Origin of the sequence: Mycobacterium sp. (assembly GCF_965229265.1) — a bacterium.
Classification (GTDB): domain Bacteria; phylum Actinomycetota; class Actinomycetes; order Mycobacteriales; family Mycobacteriaceae; genus Mycobacterium.
On the sequence record NZ_CBDDIY010000012.1, the window covers coordinates 684,444 to 702,501 of the forward strand.

General features: G+C 68.4%; 16 protein-coding genes. 7 read left to right on the top strand and 9 right to left on the bottom strand.

Annotation, left to right across the window (positions count from 1 at the left end; translation table 11 throughout):
• Positions 1-59: 59 nt before the first annotated feature.
• The gene (locus ADBZ9K_RS21055) at positions 60-1,406 is read right to left on the bottom strand and encodes a carotenoid oxygenase family protein (RefSeq protein WP_526623857.1); all 1,347 of its coding nucleotides are present in this window, start codon (positions 1,404-1,406) and stop codon (positions 60-62) included.
• Positions 1,407-1,543: 137 nt separating this feature from the next.
• Between ADBZ9K_RS21055 and ADBZ9K_RS21060 the strand changes: the two genes are divergently transcribed.
• The 3 genes from ADBZ9K_RS21060 to ADBZ9K_RS21070 all read left to right on the top strand — a co-directional run bounded on the left by ADBZ9K_RS21060 (position 1,544) and on the right by ADBZ9K_RS21070 (position 4,145).
• Positions 1,544-2,068 carry a PadR family transcriptional regulator gene (locus ADBZ9K_RS21060; protein WP_526623859.1) on the top strand — a complete coding sequence of 175 codons (525 nt, stop codon included), beginning with the start codon at positions 1,544-1,546 and terminating at the stop codon, positions 2,066-2,068.
• Positions 2,069-2,151: 83 nt separating this feature from the next.
• Entirely contained in the window at positions 2,152-2,889 is a 738-nt protein-coding gene (locus tag ADBZ9K_RS21065; RefSeq protein ID WP_526624294.1) for a PadR family transcriptional regulator, read from the top strand.
• Positions 2,890-2,960: 71 nt separating this feature from the next.
• The gene (locus ADBZ9K_RS21070; protein WP_526623860.1) at positions 2,961-4,145 is read left to right on the top strand and encodes a histidine-type phosphatase; all 1,185 of its coding nucleotides are present in this window, start codon (positions 2,961-2,963) and stop codon (positions 4,143-4,145) included.
• On the opposite strand, the gene glpK is transcribed toward ADBZ9K_RS21070, so the two are convergent.
• Complete coding sequence (gene glpK, locus ADBZ9K_RS21075; RefSeq protein ID WP_526623862.1) at positions 4,142-5,707, bottom strand: glycerol kinase GlpK; 1,566 nt, start codon at positions 5,705-5,707, stop codon at positions 4,142-4,144. The two genes, ADBZ9K_RS21070 and glpK, sit on opposite strands and share 4 nt — an antisense overlap.
• A gap of 1 nt (position 5,708) precedes the next feature.
• Between glpK and ADBZ9K_RS21080 the strand changes: the two genes are divergently transcribed.
• Positions 5,709-6,512 carry a class I SAM-dependent methyltransferase gene (locus ADBZ9K_RS21080; RefSeq protein WP_526624295.1) on the top strand — a complete coding sequence of 268 codons (804 nt, stop codon included), beginning with the start codon at positions 5,709-5,711 and terminating at the stop codon, positions 6,510-6,512.
• Here ADBZ9K_RS21080 and ADBZ9K_RS21085 read toward each other — a convergent pair.
• The gene (locus ADBZ9K_RS21085; RefSeq protein ID WP_526623864.1) at positions 6,479-8,908 is read right to left on the bottom strand and encodes an Ig-like domain-containing protein; all 2,430 of its coding nucleotides are present in this window, start codon (positions 8,906-8,908) and stop codon (positions 6,479-6,481) included. The genes ADBZ9K_RS21080 and ADBZ9K_RS21085 overlap by 34 nt on opposite strands.
• Positions 8,909-9,488: 580 nt before the next feature.
• Here ADBZ9K_RS21085 and ADBZ9K_RS21090 point away from each other — a divergent pair.
• The 3 genes from ADBZ9K_RS21090 to ADBZ9K_RS21100 all read left to right on the top strand — a co-directional run bounded on the left by ADBZ9K_RS21090 (position 9,489) and on the right by ADBZ9K_RS21100 (position 11,970).
• Positions 9,489-10,970 carry a glutamate-cysteine ligase family protein gene (locus tag ADBZ9K_RS21090; protein ID WP_526623866.1) on the top strand — a complete coding sequence of 494 codons (1,482 nt, stop codon included), beginning with the start codon at positions 9,489-9,491 and terminating at the stop codon, positions 10,968-10,970.
• A 56-nt stretch (positions 10,971-11,026) separates the two neighbouring features.
• A complete protein-coding gene (locus ADBZ9K_RS21095; protein WP_526623868.1) occupies positions 11,027-11,704 on the top strand; it encodes a class I SAM-dependent methyltransferase in 678 nt (225 codons plus the stop codon).
• A gap of 65 nt (positions 11,705-11,769) precedes the next feature.
• A complete protein-coding gene (locus ADBZ9K_RS21100) occupies positions 11,770-11,970 on the top strand; it encodes a hypothetical protein (RefSeq protein WP_526623870.1) in 201 nt (66 codons plus the stop codon).
• An 18-nt stretch (positions 11,971-11,988) separates the two neighbouring features.
• On the opposite strand, the gene egtE is transcribed toward ADBZ9K_RS21100, so the two are convergent.
• From egtE to ADBZ9K_RS21130, 6 genes are all read right to left on the bottom strand, one after another.
• A complete protein-coding gene (egtE, locus tag ADBZ9K_RS21105) occupies positions 11,989-13,095 on the bottom strand; it encodes an ergothioneine biosynthesis PLP-dependent enzyme EgtE (RefSeq protein WP_526623872.1) in 1,107 nt (368 codons plus the stop codon).
• A 5-nt stretch (positions 13,096-13,100) separates the two neighbouring features.
• The gene (gene egtD, locus ADBZ9K_RS21110) at positions 13,101-14,066 is read right to left on the bottom strand and encodes an L-histidine N(alpha)-methyltransferase (protein WP_526623874.1); all 966 of its coding nucleotides are present in this window, start codon (positions 14,064-14,066) and stop codon (positions 13,101-13,103) included.
• Positions 14,063-14,767 (bottom strand): ergothioneine biosynthesis protein EgtC, encoded by a 705-nt coding sequence (gene egtC, locus ADBZ9K_RS21115; RefSeq protein ID WP_526623876.1) that lies wholly within the window; start codon positions 14,765-14,767, stop codon positions 14,063-14,065. The genes egtD and egtC overlap by 4 nt, the downstream gene beginning before the upstream one ends.
• Complete coding sequence (gene egtB, locus ADBZ9K_RS21120; protein ID WP_526623878.1) at positions 14,767-16,053, bottom strand: ergothioneine biosynthesis protein EgtB; 1,287 nt, start codon at positions 16,051-16,053, stop codon at positions 14,767-14,769. The genes egtC and egtB overlap by 1 nt, the downstream gene beginning before the upstream one ends.
• Complete coding sequence (gene egtA, locus ADBZ9K_RS21125) at positions 16,050-17,342, bottom strand: ergothioneine biosynthesis glutamate--cysteine ligase EgtA (protein WP_526623880.1); 1,293 nt, start codon at positions 17,340-17,342, stop codon at positions 16,050-16,052. The genes egtB and egtA overlap by 4 nt, the downstream gene beginning before the upstream one ends.
• A gap of 87 nt (positions 17,343-17,429) precedes the next feature.
• The gene (locus ADBZ9K_RS21130) at positions 17,430-18,029 is read right to left on the bottom strand and encodes a sensor domain-containing protein (protein ID WP_526624297.1); all 600 of its coding nucleotides are present in this window, start codon (positions 18,027-18,029) and stop codon (positions 17,430-17,432) included.
• Positions 18,030-18,058 lie beyond the last annotated feature (29 nt).

The window sequence follows — 18,058 nt, forward strand, 5'->3', positions numbered from 1 at the left end:
TCGCAAGCCGCCGCGCGGGGCGGGCGGGCGCGTACCGCTGGCCGGGAGTGCGCTGCCGGTCAGGCCTGCACCCAGTTGCCGTGGAAACCGTAGGGAACCCGGCGCGGTAGCCGGATCCGGGCAACCGGGTCACCGGCGAAGTCGGCGGCATCCAGGATCACCAGATCGCTGCCGTCACGGGCGGGGTCGTAGACGTATGCCAGATACCAGCCGTTGCTCTCGTCGACCGGTCCCGACGGCGATGCGACGAATACCGCTTCGCCGGGGCCGCCCGGGGCGTTGGGCGTGCCGAAGCGGTGTTCGACGGCGCTGCCGGTGCTCAGGTCGTGGCGCACCAGGCCGGCGTCGCCAACCGAGACGGCGTAGCGGGCCGGCAGTCCGGCCAGCCGGTCGTCGATGCGCGGGAATTCCACGGCGCGGTCGTCGAGCTGGCGTTCACTGACGGTGCCGTTCTGCAGGTCGATGGTCCAGCTCCACAGCACCGCGCTGGCGTCGAAGCCGCCGTTGTCGCGCCACAGTTCGGGATATCGAACAGCCTGCAGCACAATCGATTTCCCGTCAGCGCCGTCGTGGGCGTTGGCGACATGGAAGACGTAGCAGGGGTCGATCTCGAACCAGCGGACCTCACCGAACGGATCGTCGCGGCGAAGCACGCCGAGCCGGGCACCGTAGCTGTCGTCCCACCGGTAGGGCATGTCGCCGTTGCCGGTGACCGCGATGTCGAGGTTGAACACGATCGGCAGGTCCATGAAGATGACGTGCCCGGCGGTCAGCGCGAAGTCGTGCATCATCGTCAGCGCCTTGACCTCGAGCGGACGGTTGATGGTGAGCTCGCCGTTGGCGTCGGCACGGTGATAGGTGACGTGCGGGGCGAAGATGCTGCCGTAGCCGAAGAAGTGCAGTTCGCCGGTGGTCGGGCAGATCTTGGGGTGGGCGGTCATCGAGTCGACGAGCTTGCCGTCGAAGTCGTAGCAGCCGACGGTCTCGAGATCGTTGGTGATCTCGTAGGGCAGCGACGATTCGACTAGGGCCAGCGTCTTACCCGCATGGTTGACAACGTGGGTGTTGGCCACCGCGGCCCGCAGGTTGCGGGTGCCGTCGGCGTTGTAGAGCGGGAACGGGTCGTCGAAGCTGTCGGTGTGGACCCAGCGATTGCGGTACCACCTGGCAGCGCCGCCCTCGATGCGCACGCCGTGGATCATGCCGTCGCCGGTGAACCAGTGCCCGGTGGGCTGGCGCGGGTTCGGGCCGTTTCGCAGGTACCAGCCGTCAAGTTCCGGCGGGATCGCGCCCTCGACTGGCAGGTCGTATTCGGTCAGTTCGTCCGGCACCGGTGCGTAGTTGCCGCGCTGGAAGAACTGGCCGGTGGTCGGCAGGTTAGCGGGATCAGTGGTGATGTCGGTCATATCGACCACTCTGACAGTCCAGTTATGACATGTCAATGGTGAAGTATCTGGAATGCCGGTGCACCCGCCTCGCCGGCGATGCCCGCCCCGCCGGCGTGACGTTCCAGTTCTGACATGTCGGCCTCTACGATGATCGAGTGAGTCTTCGGTACGCGGCACTGGGGCTGTTGGCACAGCAGCCAGGCAGCGGGTATGACCTGCTCAAGAGGTTCGAATCCTCGATGGCCAACGTCTGGCCGGCGACCCAGAGCCAGCTCTACGGCGAGCTCAACAAGCTCGCCGCCGCGGGCCTGATCGAGGTCACCGACGTCGGACCCCGCGGACGCAAGGCCTACCGAGTCACCGCCGCCGGCCGCGCGGACCTGCTGCGTTGGATGACCAATCCGCGGGATGACCCGCCCTATCGCAGCGCCGAACTGCTGCGGGTGTTCCTGCTCGGCGAGATACCGCCCGAACAGGCCCGTGCCTACATGACAGCGGTGGCCGAACACGCCGAGACCGAACTGCGCCGCTACGAGCAACTGCGCGACTCGATGGACTGGGGCGACAGCGACACCGGCTTCTACGGGCGCGCGGCCCTGGAATACGGCCTGCGTGCCGAGGCGATGGAAGCCGACTGGGCGCGCTGGCTGATCGGGGAGATCGACAAGAGATCCCACTGATCGTTGCATCGCGATAGTTTCCGATATATCGTTAACGTATCGGAAGCGCACTCGGCGTTTCCCGTCGAGAAATGAGAACGTTCATGGACACCCCCTTTCCCCCCTTCGGCGGCCCCGGCATGGGCGGCCCCGGTTTCGGCGGCTTCGGCCCCGGATTCGGCTTCGGCCACGTCGGACCGGCCCGCCGCCACGCCCGTCGACACTTCCGCGATCAGCTCCGTGAGCAGGTCCGCGACCACGCCGACGGTCATGACGGGCCGCCCGGATTCGGGCCGCGCGGCGGCTTCGGCCCCGGATTCGGCTTCGGCCCGGGCTTCGGTCCCGGCTTCGGCTTCGGGCCCGGTGGTGGCCGCGGCGGCCGTCGCGGCCACGGTCGCGGTCGCAGCCGGCGCGGTGACGTCCGCGCCGCGATCCTCGTGTTGCTGGCCGAGCGGCCGATGCACGGCTACGAGATGATCCAGGAGATCGCCGAGCGCAGCCAGGATGTGTGGAAGCCCAGCCCCGGCTCCGTCTACCCCACGCTGCAGCTGCTTGTCGACGAAGGTCTGATCGTCGGTACCGAAACCGAGGGCAGCAAGAAGCTCTTCGAGCTGACCGACGAGGGCCGCACGGCCGCCGAGAAGGTCGCCACCCCGCCGTGGGAGGAGATCACCGAAGGCATCGAGCCGGGCCAGTTCACCCTGCGGGCGGCGGTCGGCCAGCTCATGGGAGCGGTCGCCCAGTCCACCCACACCGCCAGTGCCGAACAGCAGCAGCGCATCGTCGACATCGTCAACAACGCGCGCCGCGAGATCTACCAGATCCTCGGCGAATCGGAGTAGACCCACCGACTTGGGCGCGCTGGCGAGCGCCCCGCGCACGCCAGCGCGCCCAAGTCTGCTTCGATGCAACTGTGCTGCGGACGATCGCACTGATTCTCACCGTCGGCGTTGTCACGGCCGGCCTAGCGCCGGCCGGCCACGCCGACTCTTGGCATGTGGTGCGGACGGTGATGCTGATGCGTCACGGCGTGCGCCCGCCGAATCAGGAACCGCCGGTTGCGGTGTCGATCGCGCCGGACCCCTGGCCCGCGTGGACCACCCCACCGGGTTGGCTCACCGAGCACGGGGCGGCAGCCATCCGCCTGGTCGCGCCCGCCGATGCGCGCCGCTTCGCCACCGATGGCCTTCTGCCCCCGAACGCGTGTCCGCAGCCCGGCACGGTGCAGATCATCTCCGACTCCCAGGAGCGCACCATCGCAACGGGTGACACCTACGCGTCGGCCCTGGCGCCCGGCTGCGGGATCGGCAACCAGCATCAACCGCAAGGCGTGGCAGATCCCCTCTTCGCCGAATACCGGAACTCGGCCATCACCGCCGCAGCCGCGAGCCAAGCCGTCGAATCCGCGATCGGGCCCGGCGGCGCAACGGCTTTGGCACAGCAGCACCAGCAGGCACTCGACGAGATCACCCGCATCGTCTGCGGCGACCGGAGCACCGACTGCGGCCTGAGCGCAATGCCGAGCGGCACCGAGATCGATCCCTCCGGCACCCACCGCCCCAAACTCACCGGGGCACTCGCCCATGGCTCGGTCATCTCCGAAGTGCTCGAGTTGGAGTACGCCGAGGGCAAGCCGCTGCCCGACGTGGGATGGGGACGGGTCGACGCCGACGACATCCGCACGGTGGGATCGCTTCATGCGCTGGAACTTTCGATCATCGCGCGGCCACGGCCGTTGGCGCTGGCCAACGCCGGGAAACTCGCCGACGCGATCCGCGACGGGTTGGCCGATGGTCCGCCTGTGACCGTGCTGGTCGGACATGACACCGAGATCGCCAACCTCGCCGGGCTGCTCGACGTGCACTGGTCGGTCCCCGGCTTCGCCGACGACGAACCCTCCCCCGGTGGCGCGCTGGTGTTCGACCTGGTCGAGGACGGGCTCGGCAACCGGTTCGTCCGCGCGTCCTACCGCGCGCAAACCCTGGACCAGATCCGGGAATTGCGCACGGGAGAACCCACCTTGGTACCGCTGCATCCGGCCGGCTGTGCCGCCGACCTCTGCCCGCTGGATACGTTCGACGCCGCTTTGAGTCGCTAGACCTCGACCCAGTCCAGGGTGCGCTGCACGGCTTTGCGCCAGCCGGCGTATCCGGCCTCGCGCTGCTCCTCACTCCACACCGGCGTCCACCGGCGGTCCTCCTGCCAATTGGCGCGCAAGTCATCGGGATCGGCCCAGAATCCGACCGCCAGCCCGGCCGCGTAGGCCGCACCCAGGGCGGTCGTCTCGGCGACCACCGGGCGCACCACATCGACGCCCAGCACATCAGCCTGAATCTGCATGCACAGCTCGTTCTGGGTGACGCCGCCGTCGACCTTCAGAACCTCAAGGTGCACACCGGAATCGGCCTCCATCGCGTCCACGACGTCGCGGCTCTGATAGCAGATGGCCTCCAGCGTCGCCCGGGCCACGTGCGCATTGGAGTTGTAGCGGGACAGCCCCACGATCGCCCCGCGCGCATCCGAGCGCCAGTACGGAGCGAACAGCCCGGAGAACGCCGGGACGAAGTAGACGCCGCCGTTGTCGGCGACCTGCGCGGCCAGCGTCTCGCTCTGCGACGCGCCGCTGATGATGCCCAGCTGGTCGCGCAGCCACTGTACGGCCGAGCCGGTCACCGCAATCGAACCTTCAAGGGCATAAACGGGTTTGGCGTCTCCGAACTGGTAGCACACGGTGGTGAGCAGCCCGTTGTCGCTGCGCACGATCTTCTCACCGGTATTGAGCAGCAGGAAATTGCCGGTGCCGTAGGTGTTCTTGGCCTCACCTGGAGCCAGGCACACTTGGCCCACCATCGCCGCCTGCTGGTCGCCGAGGCTTGCGGTCAGGGGTATCTCCCCGCCGGCGGGACCGTCCGGGTGGGTGATGCCGTAGGGTTCCGGCGAGGACGACGGACGGATCTGGGGCAGCATCGCCCGTGGAATTCCGAAGAGCGCCAACAGCTCATCGTCCCAGTCCAGGGTTTCCAGGTTCATCAGCATGGTGCGGCTGGCGTTGGTGACGTCGGTGACGTGCACCCCGCCCTGGGTTCCGCCGGTGAGGTTCCACATCACCCAGCTGTCGGGTGTGCCGAACAACGCGTCGCCACGCTCGGCGTCGGCGCGCACCCCGTCGACGTTCTCCAGGATCCACTGCAGCTTGCCGCCGGAGAAATAGGTGGCCGGCGGCAGCCCGGCCTTGCGTCGGATGATATCGCCGCGGCCGTCGCGCTCCAGTGCGGCGGCGATGCGGTCGGTGCGGGTGTCCTGCCAGACGATCGCGTTGTAGTACGGCCTGCCGGTCTTGCGGTTCCACACCAGGGTGGTCTCCCGCTGGTTGGTGACGCCCAGCGCGGCGAGATCGCTGGCCTGCAGCTTCGTCGTGTTCAGCGCCGACATCACGACCGTGTGCGTGCGTTCCCAGATCTCCACCGGGTTGTGCTCGACCCAGCCGGATTGCGGCAGGATCTGCTCGTGTTCGAGCTGGTGGCGGCCGACCTCGGTGCCCTTGTGGTCGAAGATCATGCAACGGGTGCTGGTGGTGCCCTGGTCAATCGATGCGACGAAGTCAGCCAACGGTGCTCCTCTGAGGTGCGGTGCTGCCGGTGCAGCGCGCCTGTCGTCCATGATGGCCTACATGGCAGTGCACATCACCGACATCGCCGACATGCCGAGGGGCGGCCCCCGCGCCTCCTGGCTGGATCGGCTGCTGCAGACCGACTGCCCGGAATACCTCGACCGCGACGACGTCGACGACGACGTCAAGCGCGGAATCGTGGCGGCGCTGGAGCGGATCGGCACCCTGTTCAAGGAGCACGACCGCAATGCTGAACTGGTGCTGCGTGAGGTCGCCGAGGTCCCCGACCCGAGGATCCTGGAGCTCGGCGCCGGCCATGGCGCGCTGTCGCGCATGGTGCTCGAGCAACACCCCACCGCACAGGTCACCGTCTCCGACGTCAACCCGGAGTCGGTCGCGGCCATCGCGGCCTCCGACCTGGGGCGACATCCGCGCGTGACGGTGCGCACCATCGACGCGGCCGCCATCGACGCGGCCGACGGCTCGTTCGACCTCGCGGTCTTCGCGCTGTCGTTTCACCATCTGCCGCCGACCCAGGCCGCACAGGTCCTTGCCGAGGGCACCCGGGTGGCCCGCGAGCTGCTGGTCATCGATCTGCCCCGGATGCCGTCGCTGCTGCACATCGCCAAGCTGGCGGTGCTGGCACCGCTGGTGTGGTGGCCCTTTGCCCACGACGGGTTGATCAGCTCGCTGCGCTCCTACAGCCCGTCGGCGCTGCGGGCCCTGGGTGCGCACGCTGACCTCGACGTCGAGGTCAGCACCAACCCCTTCGACCGGCAGGTGCTGGTCGCGCGGCGGCGAACTCCGTCACCAACGGATCCTCAGGTGCTCGACAAACCCGACAACGGGGTCTGATTCACAGCGGTTTGGACAGCGCGACTGCCGTCAGGAACCTGAATCTGAATACCGGTGACGGTGAACGTGGTGTTGCCGTATTTAATCGTGGCGTCGCCGGTCACCGTCCACACCGGCGATCTGGTGAGCAGAGCCACCTGAGAGTTGGCCGGCGCGTTGATCTCGGTGGTCTCTTCGTAATTCGCCGTCTTCGACCATTCCCGGCCGATCTTGGCATTGAGTTCTGCGCTGAATACCTTCTCGATGACCGTGTAGCTGAATTTGATGCTGGTCTCGATGCTGGTTTTGACCGATTCGCTCACCGACCATTTGATGGTCTTCTTCTGGGCCACGTTGGTGTTGTTGATCAGCGTGTTACTCGAGCCCGGCACCGCGGGTGCCGCCCAGGCCGTCCACCCTTGAACCGGCGTGCTCGTCGCCTGGAAACCGCAGACCACCGAACCGTTGGTGCACGCCTCGCTGAGCAGCTTCGACGCTTGTGAATCGGCGCCGTTGATGGTGACCTTCGTGCCCTTGGGGTCGAGAAGTCGGAGGTCGCTGCCGTCCCAGTCGGTGTCGCTCCAGGCGCCGATGTAATCGAAGCTCCCTGCCGCATTGGCTTTCGTTCCCCCGACGGCGTACTGGCCGAATGCACGGGTCCGCATCATCACCCGCCATGCGGTCCCATCGGCCGCGGTGAGAACCACCCCGACATCCTCGCTGGCGAAGACCGGGGCGAGCACCTCGAAGTGCAGGGACCCACCGGGCGGGACGACAGTCCCCTCAAGGGGATAGCCCGACGGATCGGGACGATCGTCCCCGAGATACTCCTTGAGCGTCAGAGCGTTCTTGGTGAAGTTGTAAATCGTGAAGCCCTTGGTCCACTTGTTGCTTGCGCCGGCAGTCGCCGAGGCGTGGATCCCGGCCGCGCCGTCAACCGAGGCGGCCTCGGCCTCGCCTACCGGGGTGAGGCTGCCGTCGTAGGCGCCGGCGACCCAGAGCCGCCCAGTCGCGTCCAGGGCGATACCGGCGGGGCCGGCGGGACCCCGCAGCGGGTCACCCACCAGCGCGCCGCGGGTGAGGTCGACGGTCGACACGGTTCCCGAACTCACGTCGGTGACATAGGCGAACTGGCCGTCGGCACTGATGGCGACGTCGGTCGGTGTGCCGCCCACCGGTATCGCCGAGCCCACCACCGTGTCGGTGGCGGTATCGATCACCGACACGCTGCCCGAGACCGCCCCAGTGATGGTCGACGTGCCGCTGTTGGTGACAACGACCGTGGTGCCGGCGGCCGCGATCCCGGTCGGGCTCTCGCCCACCCCAACGGTGGTCACGACACGGTTGCCTGCGGTGTCGAACACTGAAACAGTGTTGTCCCCTTCATTGGTCACATACACACGGGAGCCGAGGACGGTCACTCCGTACGGGTTGTCGCCGGTCGCTACCGTGCCCACCACTGTCGCGGTCGCCGTATTGATGATCGACAGCGTGTCGTCGTTGGTGTTGGTCACGTACGCCAACGAGCCAGCGGCGTTGAGCGCGACACTGGTGGGCGAATTGCCCACGCGGATCGGCGTTCCGACGACGTGATTGTCGGCCGTGCTGAACACCGTGACCGTGTTGTCCCCCGAGTTGACCACATAGGCCATCCCGTTGGGCGCGATCGCGATACCGAACGGGGAGCGACCCACCGGAATCGAGGCGAGCCCGGTCCCGGTGGCGGTGTCGATCACCGAGACGCGATCGTTGGCGATATCGGTGACGTAGGCGGTGCGGCCGTCGCGACCCAACGCCACCTCGAAGGGTTCACCACCCAGGCCGATCGCATTCGCGGTCGACGCACCCACGATCACCGTCACCGGCACCGACAACACGCCGGGCGCACCGAACAGGTGCCAGCCGGCGTCTCTGACCTGCACGGTGAATGTGTCTGTGCCGCCAACAGAAGCAAGCCCGACACCAGGTGTGTAGGTGTAGGTTCCACTGGCCGATACGACGACGGTGCCGAAATCGGGACCGTCGGTGACGCGGTAGCGCAGCGGGTCGTCGTTGAGGTCGACGGCACCGACCGTGCCGATCAGCTGCCCGCTGGCGTTCGGCCCGATTTGCACCGGAGTCGCGGTGGGCGCCCGGTTGAAGAGCACGGCGACGAAGCGGCGGCATGCCGACTCCAGCCCGGTGAGCAGCGGCAGTGTCTGCCCGGGGCGCACCGAGACGCCCCAGTGCATTCCGGACAGCAACGCTGTGGCGAGAGCCTGCAGGGGGTTACCCGGGACCACGGCAGTCGCACCCGCCGGCGATGCCGCGGCGCCGACAACCGGCGATACAGCGGAGACGCTGGTCGCCGCCGGCGCGGGCGTCTCGTTCACTGTGGGTTCGGCAACCCGCGGCACGTCGACAACGCGTGACCTCACCAGGCCACTCGTGACGGCGGTGCCGCGGCCAGCGGCGGCCGGTGACGCGGCGGTCCTCGACGAGCTCACCCGCGAAGCCCCTGCCGCACTCGACGAAGCTAGCGCGGCACCGGCGCTGCGCTTGGGCCCGGCGACAGCGTTGCCCGTGCTCGCACCGTCCGCACTCCGAGAGCCGGCATGTCCGGTATCTGCTTGTGCAACAGCGGTTCCGCTGACGACCGCCGCACCCAGGCCGAGGGTGAGCGCGCCGACGCCCAACCATAGCGCGGACTCGGCGGCACCGGATCGACCGGTGCCGGTCGAGGATGAGCGGGTCCAGTTCGTGTTGTTGCGAGCCATCTCGGTGGTGCACCATCCCGTTCGTGAATCGACTTGGGCCTGGGCAGCCAACACCAGCTTCTGGTATCGCCGAATGCCACCGACCAGCAGTTTTACCGAAATCTAGCGAAGATCGGGGCCGGCTTCTCGGGTGCGGCAGATGATTTCCCGCGTTGTTAATGTCGTCGCTACCAGGTGAGACCGCCGCGCGGGATCGGCGATTTGCTTGCGCGACCGCCACCGAAACGGTTGCATCGAGCAGATGGGCGAAGAGGTCAGGCACGCCAGCTACAACCGGGCGCAACGTCAGGCATACCGCCGCAAGGTGCAGCTGTGCCTCGACGTATTCGAAACCATGCTCACCCAATCGAGCTTCGAGTTCGACCGCCCGCTGACCGGCATGGAGATCGAGTGCAACCTGGTCAACAGCGATTATCAGCCGGCAATGTCCAACCAGGAAGTGCTGGCCTCCATCGCCGATCCGGCCTATCAAACCGAATTAGGCTCCTACAACATCGAATTCAACGTTCCGCCACGCCCGCTGCCGGGCCGCGCCGCGCTGGAACTGGAGGCCGATGTCCGTGCCAGCCTCAACGCCGCCGAAACCAAGGCCGAAACCGACGGCGCCCACATCGTCATGATCGGCATCCTGCCGACCCTGATGCCGCAGCACCTGACCGGCAGCTGGATGAGCCCGTCGATGCGCTACCAAGCACTCAACGACTCGATCTTCACCGCTCGCGGCGAAGACATCCTCATCGACATCGCCGGGCCCGAACGACTAAGCCTGCACGCGGAGTCCATCGCACCCGAATCAGCCTGCACCAGTATGCAATTGCACCTTCAGGTGTCTCCGGCTGATTTCGCCAACAACTGGAACGCCGCGCAGGTGCTGGCCGGTCCACAGCTTGCCCTGGGGGCCAACTCGCCCTTCTTCTTCGGCCACCAACTGTGGGCCGAAACCCGCATCGAGCTGTTCGCCCAGGCCACCGACACCCGTCCCGACGAGCTCAAGGCCCAGGGCGTGCGTCCCCGGGTGTGGTTCGGGGAGCGCTGGATCACCTCGATCTTCGATCTGTTCGAGGAGAACGTCCGCTACTTCCCCTCGTTGCTGCCGGAGCTGTCCGAGGAGGACCCGGTGGCCGAGCTCGCCGCCGGGCGTACCCCGCACCTATCCGAGCTGCGGCTGCACAACGGCACGGTGTATCGCTGGAACCGCCCGGTCTACGACGTCGTGAACGGACGCCCGCACCTGCGGGTGGAGAACCGGGTGCTGCCCGCCGGGCCGACCGTCGTCGACATGATGGCCAACTCGGCCTTCTATTACGGCGCGCTGCGCATCCTGTCCGAAGAAGACCGCCCGCTGTGGACGAAGATGAGCTTCACCGCCGCACATGACAACTTCCTGGAGGCCGCCCGGCACGGCATGGATGCCCGGCTGTACTGGCCGGGGCTGGGCGAAATCACCCCCGACGAGCTGGTACTGCGCACGTTGCTGCCGATGGCCGAGGAGGGGCTGCGCCGGTGGGGGGTGGCCGCCGAGGTGCGGGACCGCTACCTGGGGGTGATCGAGGGCCGCGCCAAGGCTGGTCGCAACGGCTCGACGTGGCAGGTTGCGACGGTGCAGGCGCTGCAGGAGCGGGGCATGGCGCGGCCGCAGGCGCTGGCCGAAATGCTGCGCCGGTACTGCGATCTGATGCACAGCAACTCCCCGGTGCACACCTGGGAGGTGCCCACCGCCTGACCGCTCGCCCCTTCTGCGGAGCAGCGGCCCGGAGTACGTTGAACACCATGGACGCCATGGATTCCGAATTGATGGATTGGGACAGCGCCTACAAGCAGGACGGCGCCTTCCCCGGGCCGCCGCCGTGGAACATCGGTGAGCCGCAACCAGAACTGGCAGCCCTGGTCCGCGCCGGGAAGGTCAGCGGCGAGGTCCTCGACGCCGGGTGCGGGCACGCCGAGTTGTCGCTGGCCCTGGCCGCCGCGGGCAGCACCGTCGTCGGCATCGACGTCTCCCCCACCGCGATCGAGGCGGCGGCCAAGGCCGCCGAGGAGCGCAAGCTGAGCAACGCGACCTTCGTGTGCGACGACATCACCTCCTTCACCGGCTACGACAACCGGTTCGCCACCATCATCGACAGCACGCTGTTCCACTCACTGCCGGTGCAGGCCCGCGACGGCTACCTGCGGGCGATCCACCGGGCCGCCGCGCCAGGTGCCCGTCTGTATGTGCTGGCATTCGCCAAGGGCGCCTTCCCACCCCACCTGCAGACCAAGCCCAACGAGGTCGACGAGGACGAACTGCGCGCCGCGGTGTCGAAGTACTTCGTGATCGACGAGATCCGCCCGGCCACAATCCATTCCCACAAACCGGAGTTCTCCGACATGCCGGACGGCGCGATGCCGTTCGATCTCGACGAGAAGGGCCGGTTGAAAATGCCCGCCTTCCTGCTCAGCGCGCATAAGCAGAGCTGAGCAGGGTTAACACGACCGTTACGTCGTGGACTGCGAGCCGAACCGATCGGCTCTACGATCGGGCGATGCGCGACCAGATCAGCGAGCGCCACATCACGTGTGAAGTGTGCACGACGTCAATCGATTTGACCGTGCTCGTCGGTGATCGGCCGAGGTTCGAGATCCATGCAGTCGAGGAGTTGCTGGTCGATTACGGCTGGTTGCCGACACCGCGAGGGTCGTACTGCCCCCACCACGCCCGCGACATCCGGCGCGTCGGCTCCTGATTTTCGGGCTGAACCGCCTCAGCTGACGGCGCGCAGCGCGGCGGCGAATGCTTCGAGGTCGGCAGCAGTGTTGTCGACGTGCGGCGCGACCCGCAGCACCGGAGTCTGCAGTTCCCTCGGCGCCCGCTCGATCCCGGCGGCGGTGGTGACGATGCCGTGCTCAGCGATCAACCGGGCACGCACCTGCACCGGGTCCGCGCCGCCGGTCGGCGCCAGCGTGGTGATCGCGGTCGGCTCCCCTCCCGGCTCAATCACCCGCCACCCGCCAACGTCAGCCAGCGTTGCGCGCGTGAGGTGTCCGAGCGCGGCCAGATGCCCCCGCACATCGTGCGGCCCTGCGGCCAGGTGTTCCCCCACGGCCACCGAGAAGCCCACTCGGGCAGCAATATTGGCCTCGCCGATCTCCAGGCATTGCAGTGCCGATAGGGAGCCGGCCCATTGCGGGGTGTGCAGCAAATCGGCCAGCGCCGGCCGGATGGCGAGCACCCCGACACCGCGGGGCCCAGCCAGCCATTTGCGCGACGAGGAGTAGATCGCGTCCGCCCCTGCCGAACAGTCGATGTGACCCATCGCCTGTGCGGCGTCGACGACAAGGGGTATCCCGGCATCGCGGCACACCGCAGCGAGATTGAACAGCGGTTGTGCGACCCCACGGTGGCTGCCGAGCGCCGTCAGGTGCACCATCGCCGGCGGGTCGGCGCGCAACGCTGCATCGGCCGCCGCCGGATCCACCCGGCCCAGCCCATCGACCGGCAGTGGACGGGTGGCGAAACCGTGGGCGGCGAACGTGGCGAGGTTGGGCCCGTACTCGCCGGGCAAGCAGGCCACGGTGCGCGCCATCGGCCATACGCCGAGCAGCAATTCCAGCGCGTTTCCCGATCCGGTGGTGAACACCACGTCGTCAGCCGACATCCCGATCAACGCCGCAATACCAGCCCGGCCCGCGTCGAGCACCGGTGCGGCCGCCTGCGCGGCGACGTAGCCACCGACCTCCGATTCGCGGCGGGCGTGTGCCGCGGCGGCCTCGATCGCGGTCAGCGTCTGGCGGGAGCAAGCCGCGCTGTCCAGATGCACCCCGGCGGCCGGTAGCCGTGCCGCACGCCAACTTTCGGCGAGCGAATCCATTGGGTTCACTTCACCGCCAACGACAGACCGAAATCTCCCGCCGGGTCGGTCCACCACTGGGTGCGCCGCAGCCCCGCCGCGGCGAGTTCCCGTTCGACACCCTCGGGCCTAAACTTGCACGACACCTCGGTCAGCATCTCCTCCCCCGCGCCGAAGTCGACCCGCAGTCCGAGGGCGCTAATGCCGACCCGCTGCGGTGTCGTTGCCCGCAGCCACATCTCGATGCGCTCTTCCTCGACGTTCCACCGGGCGACGTGGGCGAAGGCCTCGACGTCGAAATCGGCGTCCAGTTCGCGGTTGACCACCGCCAGCACGTTGCGGTTGAACCGTGCGGTGACACCCGCGCTGTCGTCGTAGGCGCGGACCAGGCGCTCAGTGTCCTTGACCAGGTCGGTGCCCAGCAGCAGGGAGTCGCCAGGGTCCAGCACGTCGGCGAGGGCGGCCAGGAACTCCGCGCGCGGACCTGGGGTGAGATTGCCGATGGTGGAGCCCAGGAACACGAACAACCGCCGACCCCCGGCGGGGATCTTGGCCAGGTCTTCCTCGAAGTCACCGCACACCGCGTCGATCTCGAGTCCGGGGTAGTCGCGTCCCAACGCGTCTCCGGCCGACTCCAGCACCCCCGAGTCGACATCGAAGGGGACAAACCGCCGCAGTGATCCATTGTCGCGCATGGCCGTCAGCAGCATCCTGGTCTTCTCCGAGGTGCCACTGCCCAGCTCGACGAGGGTGTCCGCGCCGCTGGCCGCGGCGATCGACGCCGACCGCACGCGCAGGATCTGCGCTTCGGCGCGGGTCGGATAGTACTCCGGAAGCCGGGTGATCTGGTCGAAGAGATCGCTCCCCACTGCGTCGTAGAACCACTTGGGCGGCAACGACTTCGGTGTCTTCGCGAGGCCGTTGCGCACATCGTCGCGCAACGCCCGGGCCGCGGAGTCGGCGGCTAGGAAGTTCGACAGCGTGAAGGTCACGACAATCCTCTCAGCGGTGTGAGCGTCACCCGATCGTCGGCGACCTCCACCAGGTGGCGGTCGGGGACGTCGCGCCAGTCCGGATGGTCATCGAAAGGTTCACTGGCCACGACGACGCCATTGTCGCGGCGCAGCACCGACAAGGTGTCACCCCAGGTGGTCGCCAACAGCCGAGAGCCGTTGGCTGCCAGGATGTTCAGCCGTGCGCCCGGATCCGCCTCGCCGACCTCGGCGACGGTCTCGGCGAGGTTGTCCAGGCCACGATCGAAGATCAGCGCCGCCAGGACCGCGCTGTCGACCGTCGACTCGGCCGCCGGACTGGCGGGCAGCACGCCGCGGTCCACGATGCCGTTGTGCGAGAGCAGCCAGGTGCCGTCACTGAACGGTGCAGACGCGCTGGCCTCGATCGGCATACCCACGGTGGCCGAGCGCACCGCGGCCACGATGCAGCCGCTGCTCAGCGCCGGGGATACCGAGGCGAAAGACACGTCACCCCACAGCGGGGATGCACTGCGCCACCGCCGCGGACCGTCGCCTGGCAGTCCGGCGGCGAAGAATCCGACGCCCCATCCGTCGGCGTTGACCAGGCCGTGCTTCTGGCGGCGCGGCGCGTAGGACTGAACCCGCAGGCCGGACGGGGGGTCCAGCACCAACGAGGCGACCGACACCGGCGCACCGAGCCAGCCGAGATGCCGGCACATCAGACGTCCCAGGCCAGGCGCAGGCCGGAGAAGATCTGCCGGCGGATCGGATGGTCCCAGTTGCGGAAACTAGGCCGCAGGATGTCACCGGCCACCGCCCACGATCCGCCCCGCAACACCCGGTAGTCGCCGTCGAAGAACGGCTCGGAGTAGCGCTGGTAGATCATCGGCGAGAAGTCCGGCCACGGCCGCAACGGCGAGGCCGTCCACTCCCACACGTCACCGAGCAACTGCTCGACGCCGTAGGCCGACGCCCCGGCCGGATAGGCGCCGACCGGCGCGGGCCGCAGTGCCTGGCCGCCGAGATTGGCCAGCCGCGGGTTCGGCTCGTCGGCACCCCACGGGTAGCGGCGGCGCGCACCGACGGCCGGATCCCAGGCGCACGCCTTTTCCCATTCGACTTCGGTGGGAAGCCGCGCACCCGCCCACGCCGCATAAGCCTCGGCCTCGAAGAACGTGATGTGCTGCACGGGCTCGTCGGCGGGGATCTCTTCGACGTGGCCGAACCGGGTGCGGGTGCCATCCGGGTTCCAGAACTGCGGGGCACCCAGCCCGGCCTGCATCCGGTGCTCCCAGCCACGTGCCGACCACCACGTCTGCCGGGTGTACCCACCGTCGTCGACGAACTGGCGCCATTCGCCGTTGCTTACCGGTACCCGGCCGATCCGGAACGAACCCACATCGACCACGTGCGGCGGACGTTCGTTGTCCAGCGACAGCGGCTCGGTGTTGGCGTCGACCCCCAGCACAAACGGTCCACCCGGTACCAGCACCGAGGTACCGGCCACCCCGGGGCGGCCGGCCGGCAGGACCGTCCGCTGCCCCAGGATCGGCGCGCCGGTGCGCAGGTTGAGCGCCTGCAGCATGGTCTCGTCGTGCTGGTTCTCGTGGCTGATCACCAGGCCGAAGCGGAATGCGACCTCGGCGTCATCGTCGTGCTCGGGCAGGGTGTCGAGCACGTCGAGGGCCGCCGATCGCACACTGGCGCAGTAGGCGCGCGACTCGGCCGGGGACAGCAGCGGCAGCTCGACCCGGCTGGCGCGAGTGTGCACGAAGGCGTCGTAGAGACCCTCGATGGTGGCCGGCAGCATGCCGGGCCGGTGCGGGTCGCCGTCGCGCAGCAGCCACAGTTCTTCCTGCTGGCCGATGTGGGCGAGGTCCCACACCAGCGGGCTCATCAGGGGGCTGTACTGGCGATGCAGTTCGGCGTCATCGAAATCGGTGAGGGTCAGGGTGCGTTGCCGGGCTCGCTCCAGATCGCGGGCCAGCGTCTCGCGGCCGATCACCCGGCTGCCCTGAGCGCGGCCAGCACAGCGCCCTCGATACCGATCCGGACAGCGTCATCGGCGAAGTCGTCGGCGGGACAACGTCCGGCTTCCACGTTGTGCTGCAACCTCTGCATCGACTCGGATAATTCCTCGGGCACGCGGTCGGCTACCAAGGCCACACACCGGGTCGCCGCCGTATACAGCCGGTTGTCGACGAGGCCAACCCGCGCCGCCAGGTCCCAGGCCGTCGCGACGGGTTCGACGGCCTCGGCCGCCCGCTCGGCCAGCACCGGATCGTCGAGCAGCGTCACGAGCAGGAACGCGACCGCCGGCCACAGCGCATCCGGGATGCTGTCGAGGTAGCGGATCTCCAGCCAGCGACGCGGGCGCACCGGCGGGAACAACGTGGTCAGGTGGTAGTCGAGGTCGGCGGTGGTGGGCCTGCGCCCGCCCAGCAGCACCAGCCCGTCAGCCCAGTCGGCGAACGGCACATGCTCGGCGACGGCCAGCACGCCGTCCCCGGTGTGCACCAGCATCACCGGGGCCTTCAGCGCATAGCGGGCCCAGTCGGTGCACGGGTCGTCCCCGCTAGCACCGAGGACCGGACCGCAGCGAGCCGAGTCCAACTGACCCCACACCCGTTGCCGGGTGGACTGCCAGCCGGTGAACCGGCCGGCCAGTAGCGGGGAGTTGGCGGCGATCGCGATCATGGTCGGTCCGAGCGCGTGGGCCAGGCGCGCCCGGTCGGCCCATCCGTCGCGGGGCCCGGCGTCCACGTTGACCTGGATCGAGGCCGTCGACGTCATCATCGCCGCGCCCGCTCCCGCGGTCCGGGAGGCGATGAAGAACTGTTCCATCGCCTGGTAGCGGGCTCCGGGGTTGATCCGCTGCGGCCGGCGCAACGGGTCGGCCCCCAGCAAGGCCAATCCGAGGCCGGCCTCGGCGAACACCGACTGCAGCGCGGCCCGGTCCGCGATCAGGCCGGTGATAGCGGGGACCGGCCCATCGGCTGGCGGTCCGGACAGCTCGACGGCGCCACCTGGCTCGACGGTGACGACGCTGCCGGCGGGCAACGTCCCGACCGAGGCGATCACGTCACTGAGTTCCGACCAGCCCGGGCGTCGGTGCGGATCCTGCAGGTCGAAACAATGCGCTTCGAGCTCCAGACCGACGCGGCCGGCCGGACCGTCGGCCAGCGTGCCGCCGGCGATGTGCAAGGCGGCCGAGGACGAGCTGGTCAGAACGCGTTGCTTCTCCCCCCGGCCGCCGCGTGCGCGGTCCGACTGTGACGCGACGACGAACGTCATGACATCCATCTTCCAGATGGCACCGACAAATTGCACCGATCCTCGGGGAACACGACAGTGACGTGTACCCGAACTGGCGGTTCGTTACTACTGGCCGAGGGTGTTCTGCATGGCGCCGGCGAGCACATTGACCGCGGGGCCGCCGTTGCCGGACTGACAGACCTTGGCCTGGAGCAGCACGTTCTCCCGTAACCGGGTCTGGGTGAAGCAGCGCCGGTCGGTGCCGGCTTCCTGTTTGACCCACACCGCGTCGGTGGCCGAGGGCGGCGCACCGCTGAACGTCCACACCTGGGTGGTGCCGTCGTCGAGATGCATGGCCGTCGTCTGCCCAGCGCAGCCGACCGTGCGATCGGTGACGCGGTGGAATGCGCGGGTGGCGGCATCGGTGGTGGCGAAGACCCCGATGGCCTGCTTGACCAGGTGGTTCTGGTCGGTCGCCGAGGTCTGGGTGAGCGCACTGTTGAACGCGGCCAGGTCGGGGTCGTAGTACACCTCGGGCAGCCCGATATCGGCCCAGTTGTTGCACACCGGCAGGTCGACCCAGTAGGCCTGGACCGGATCGGTACCGACCGACTCCCACATCATCGGCGCGCCGACGATGTTGCCGACCGAGCCCTTCCCCAGCACGGCGTAGGACACCACGCCGGGGTCCGAGGGGCGTGCGCCGGCAAGGGGCGCGACCGTCATGCCGGCGATCAGCAGGGTGGCCGCAGCGG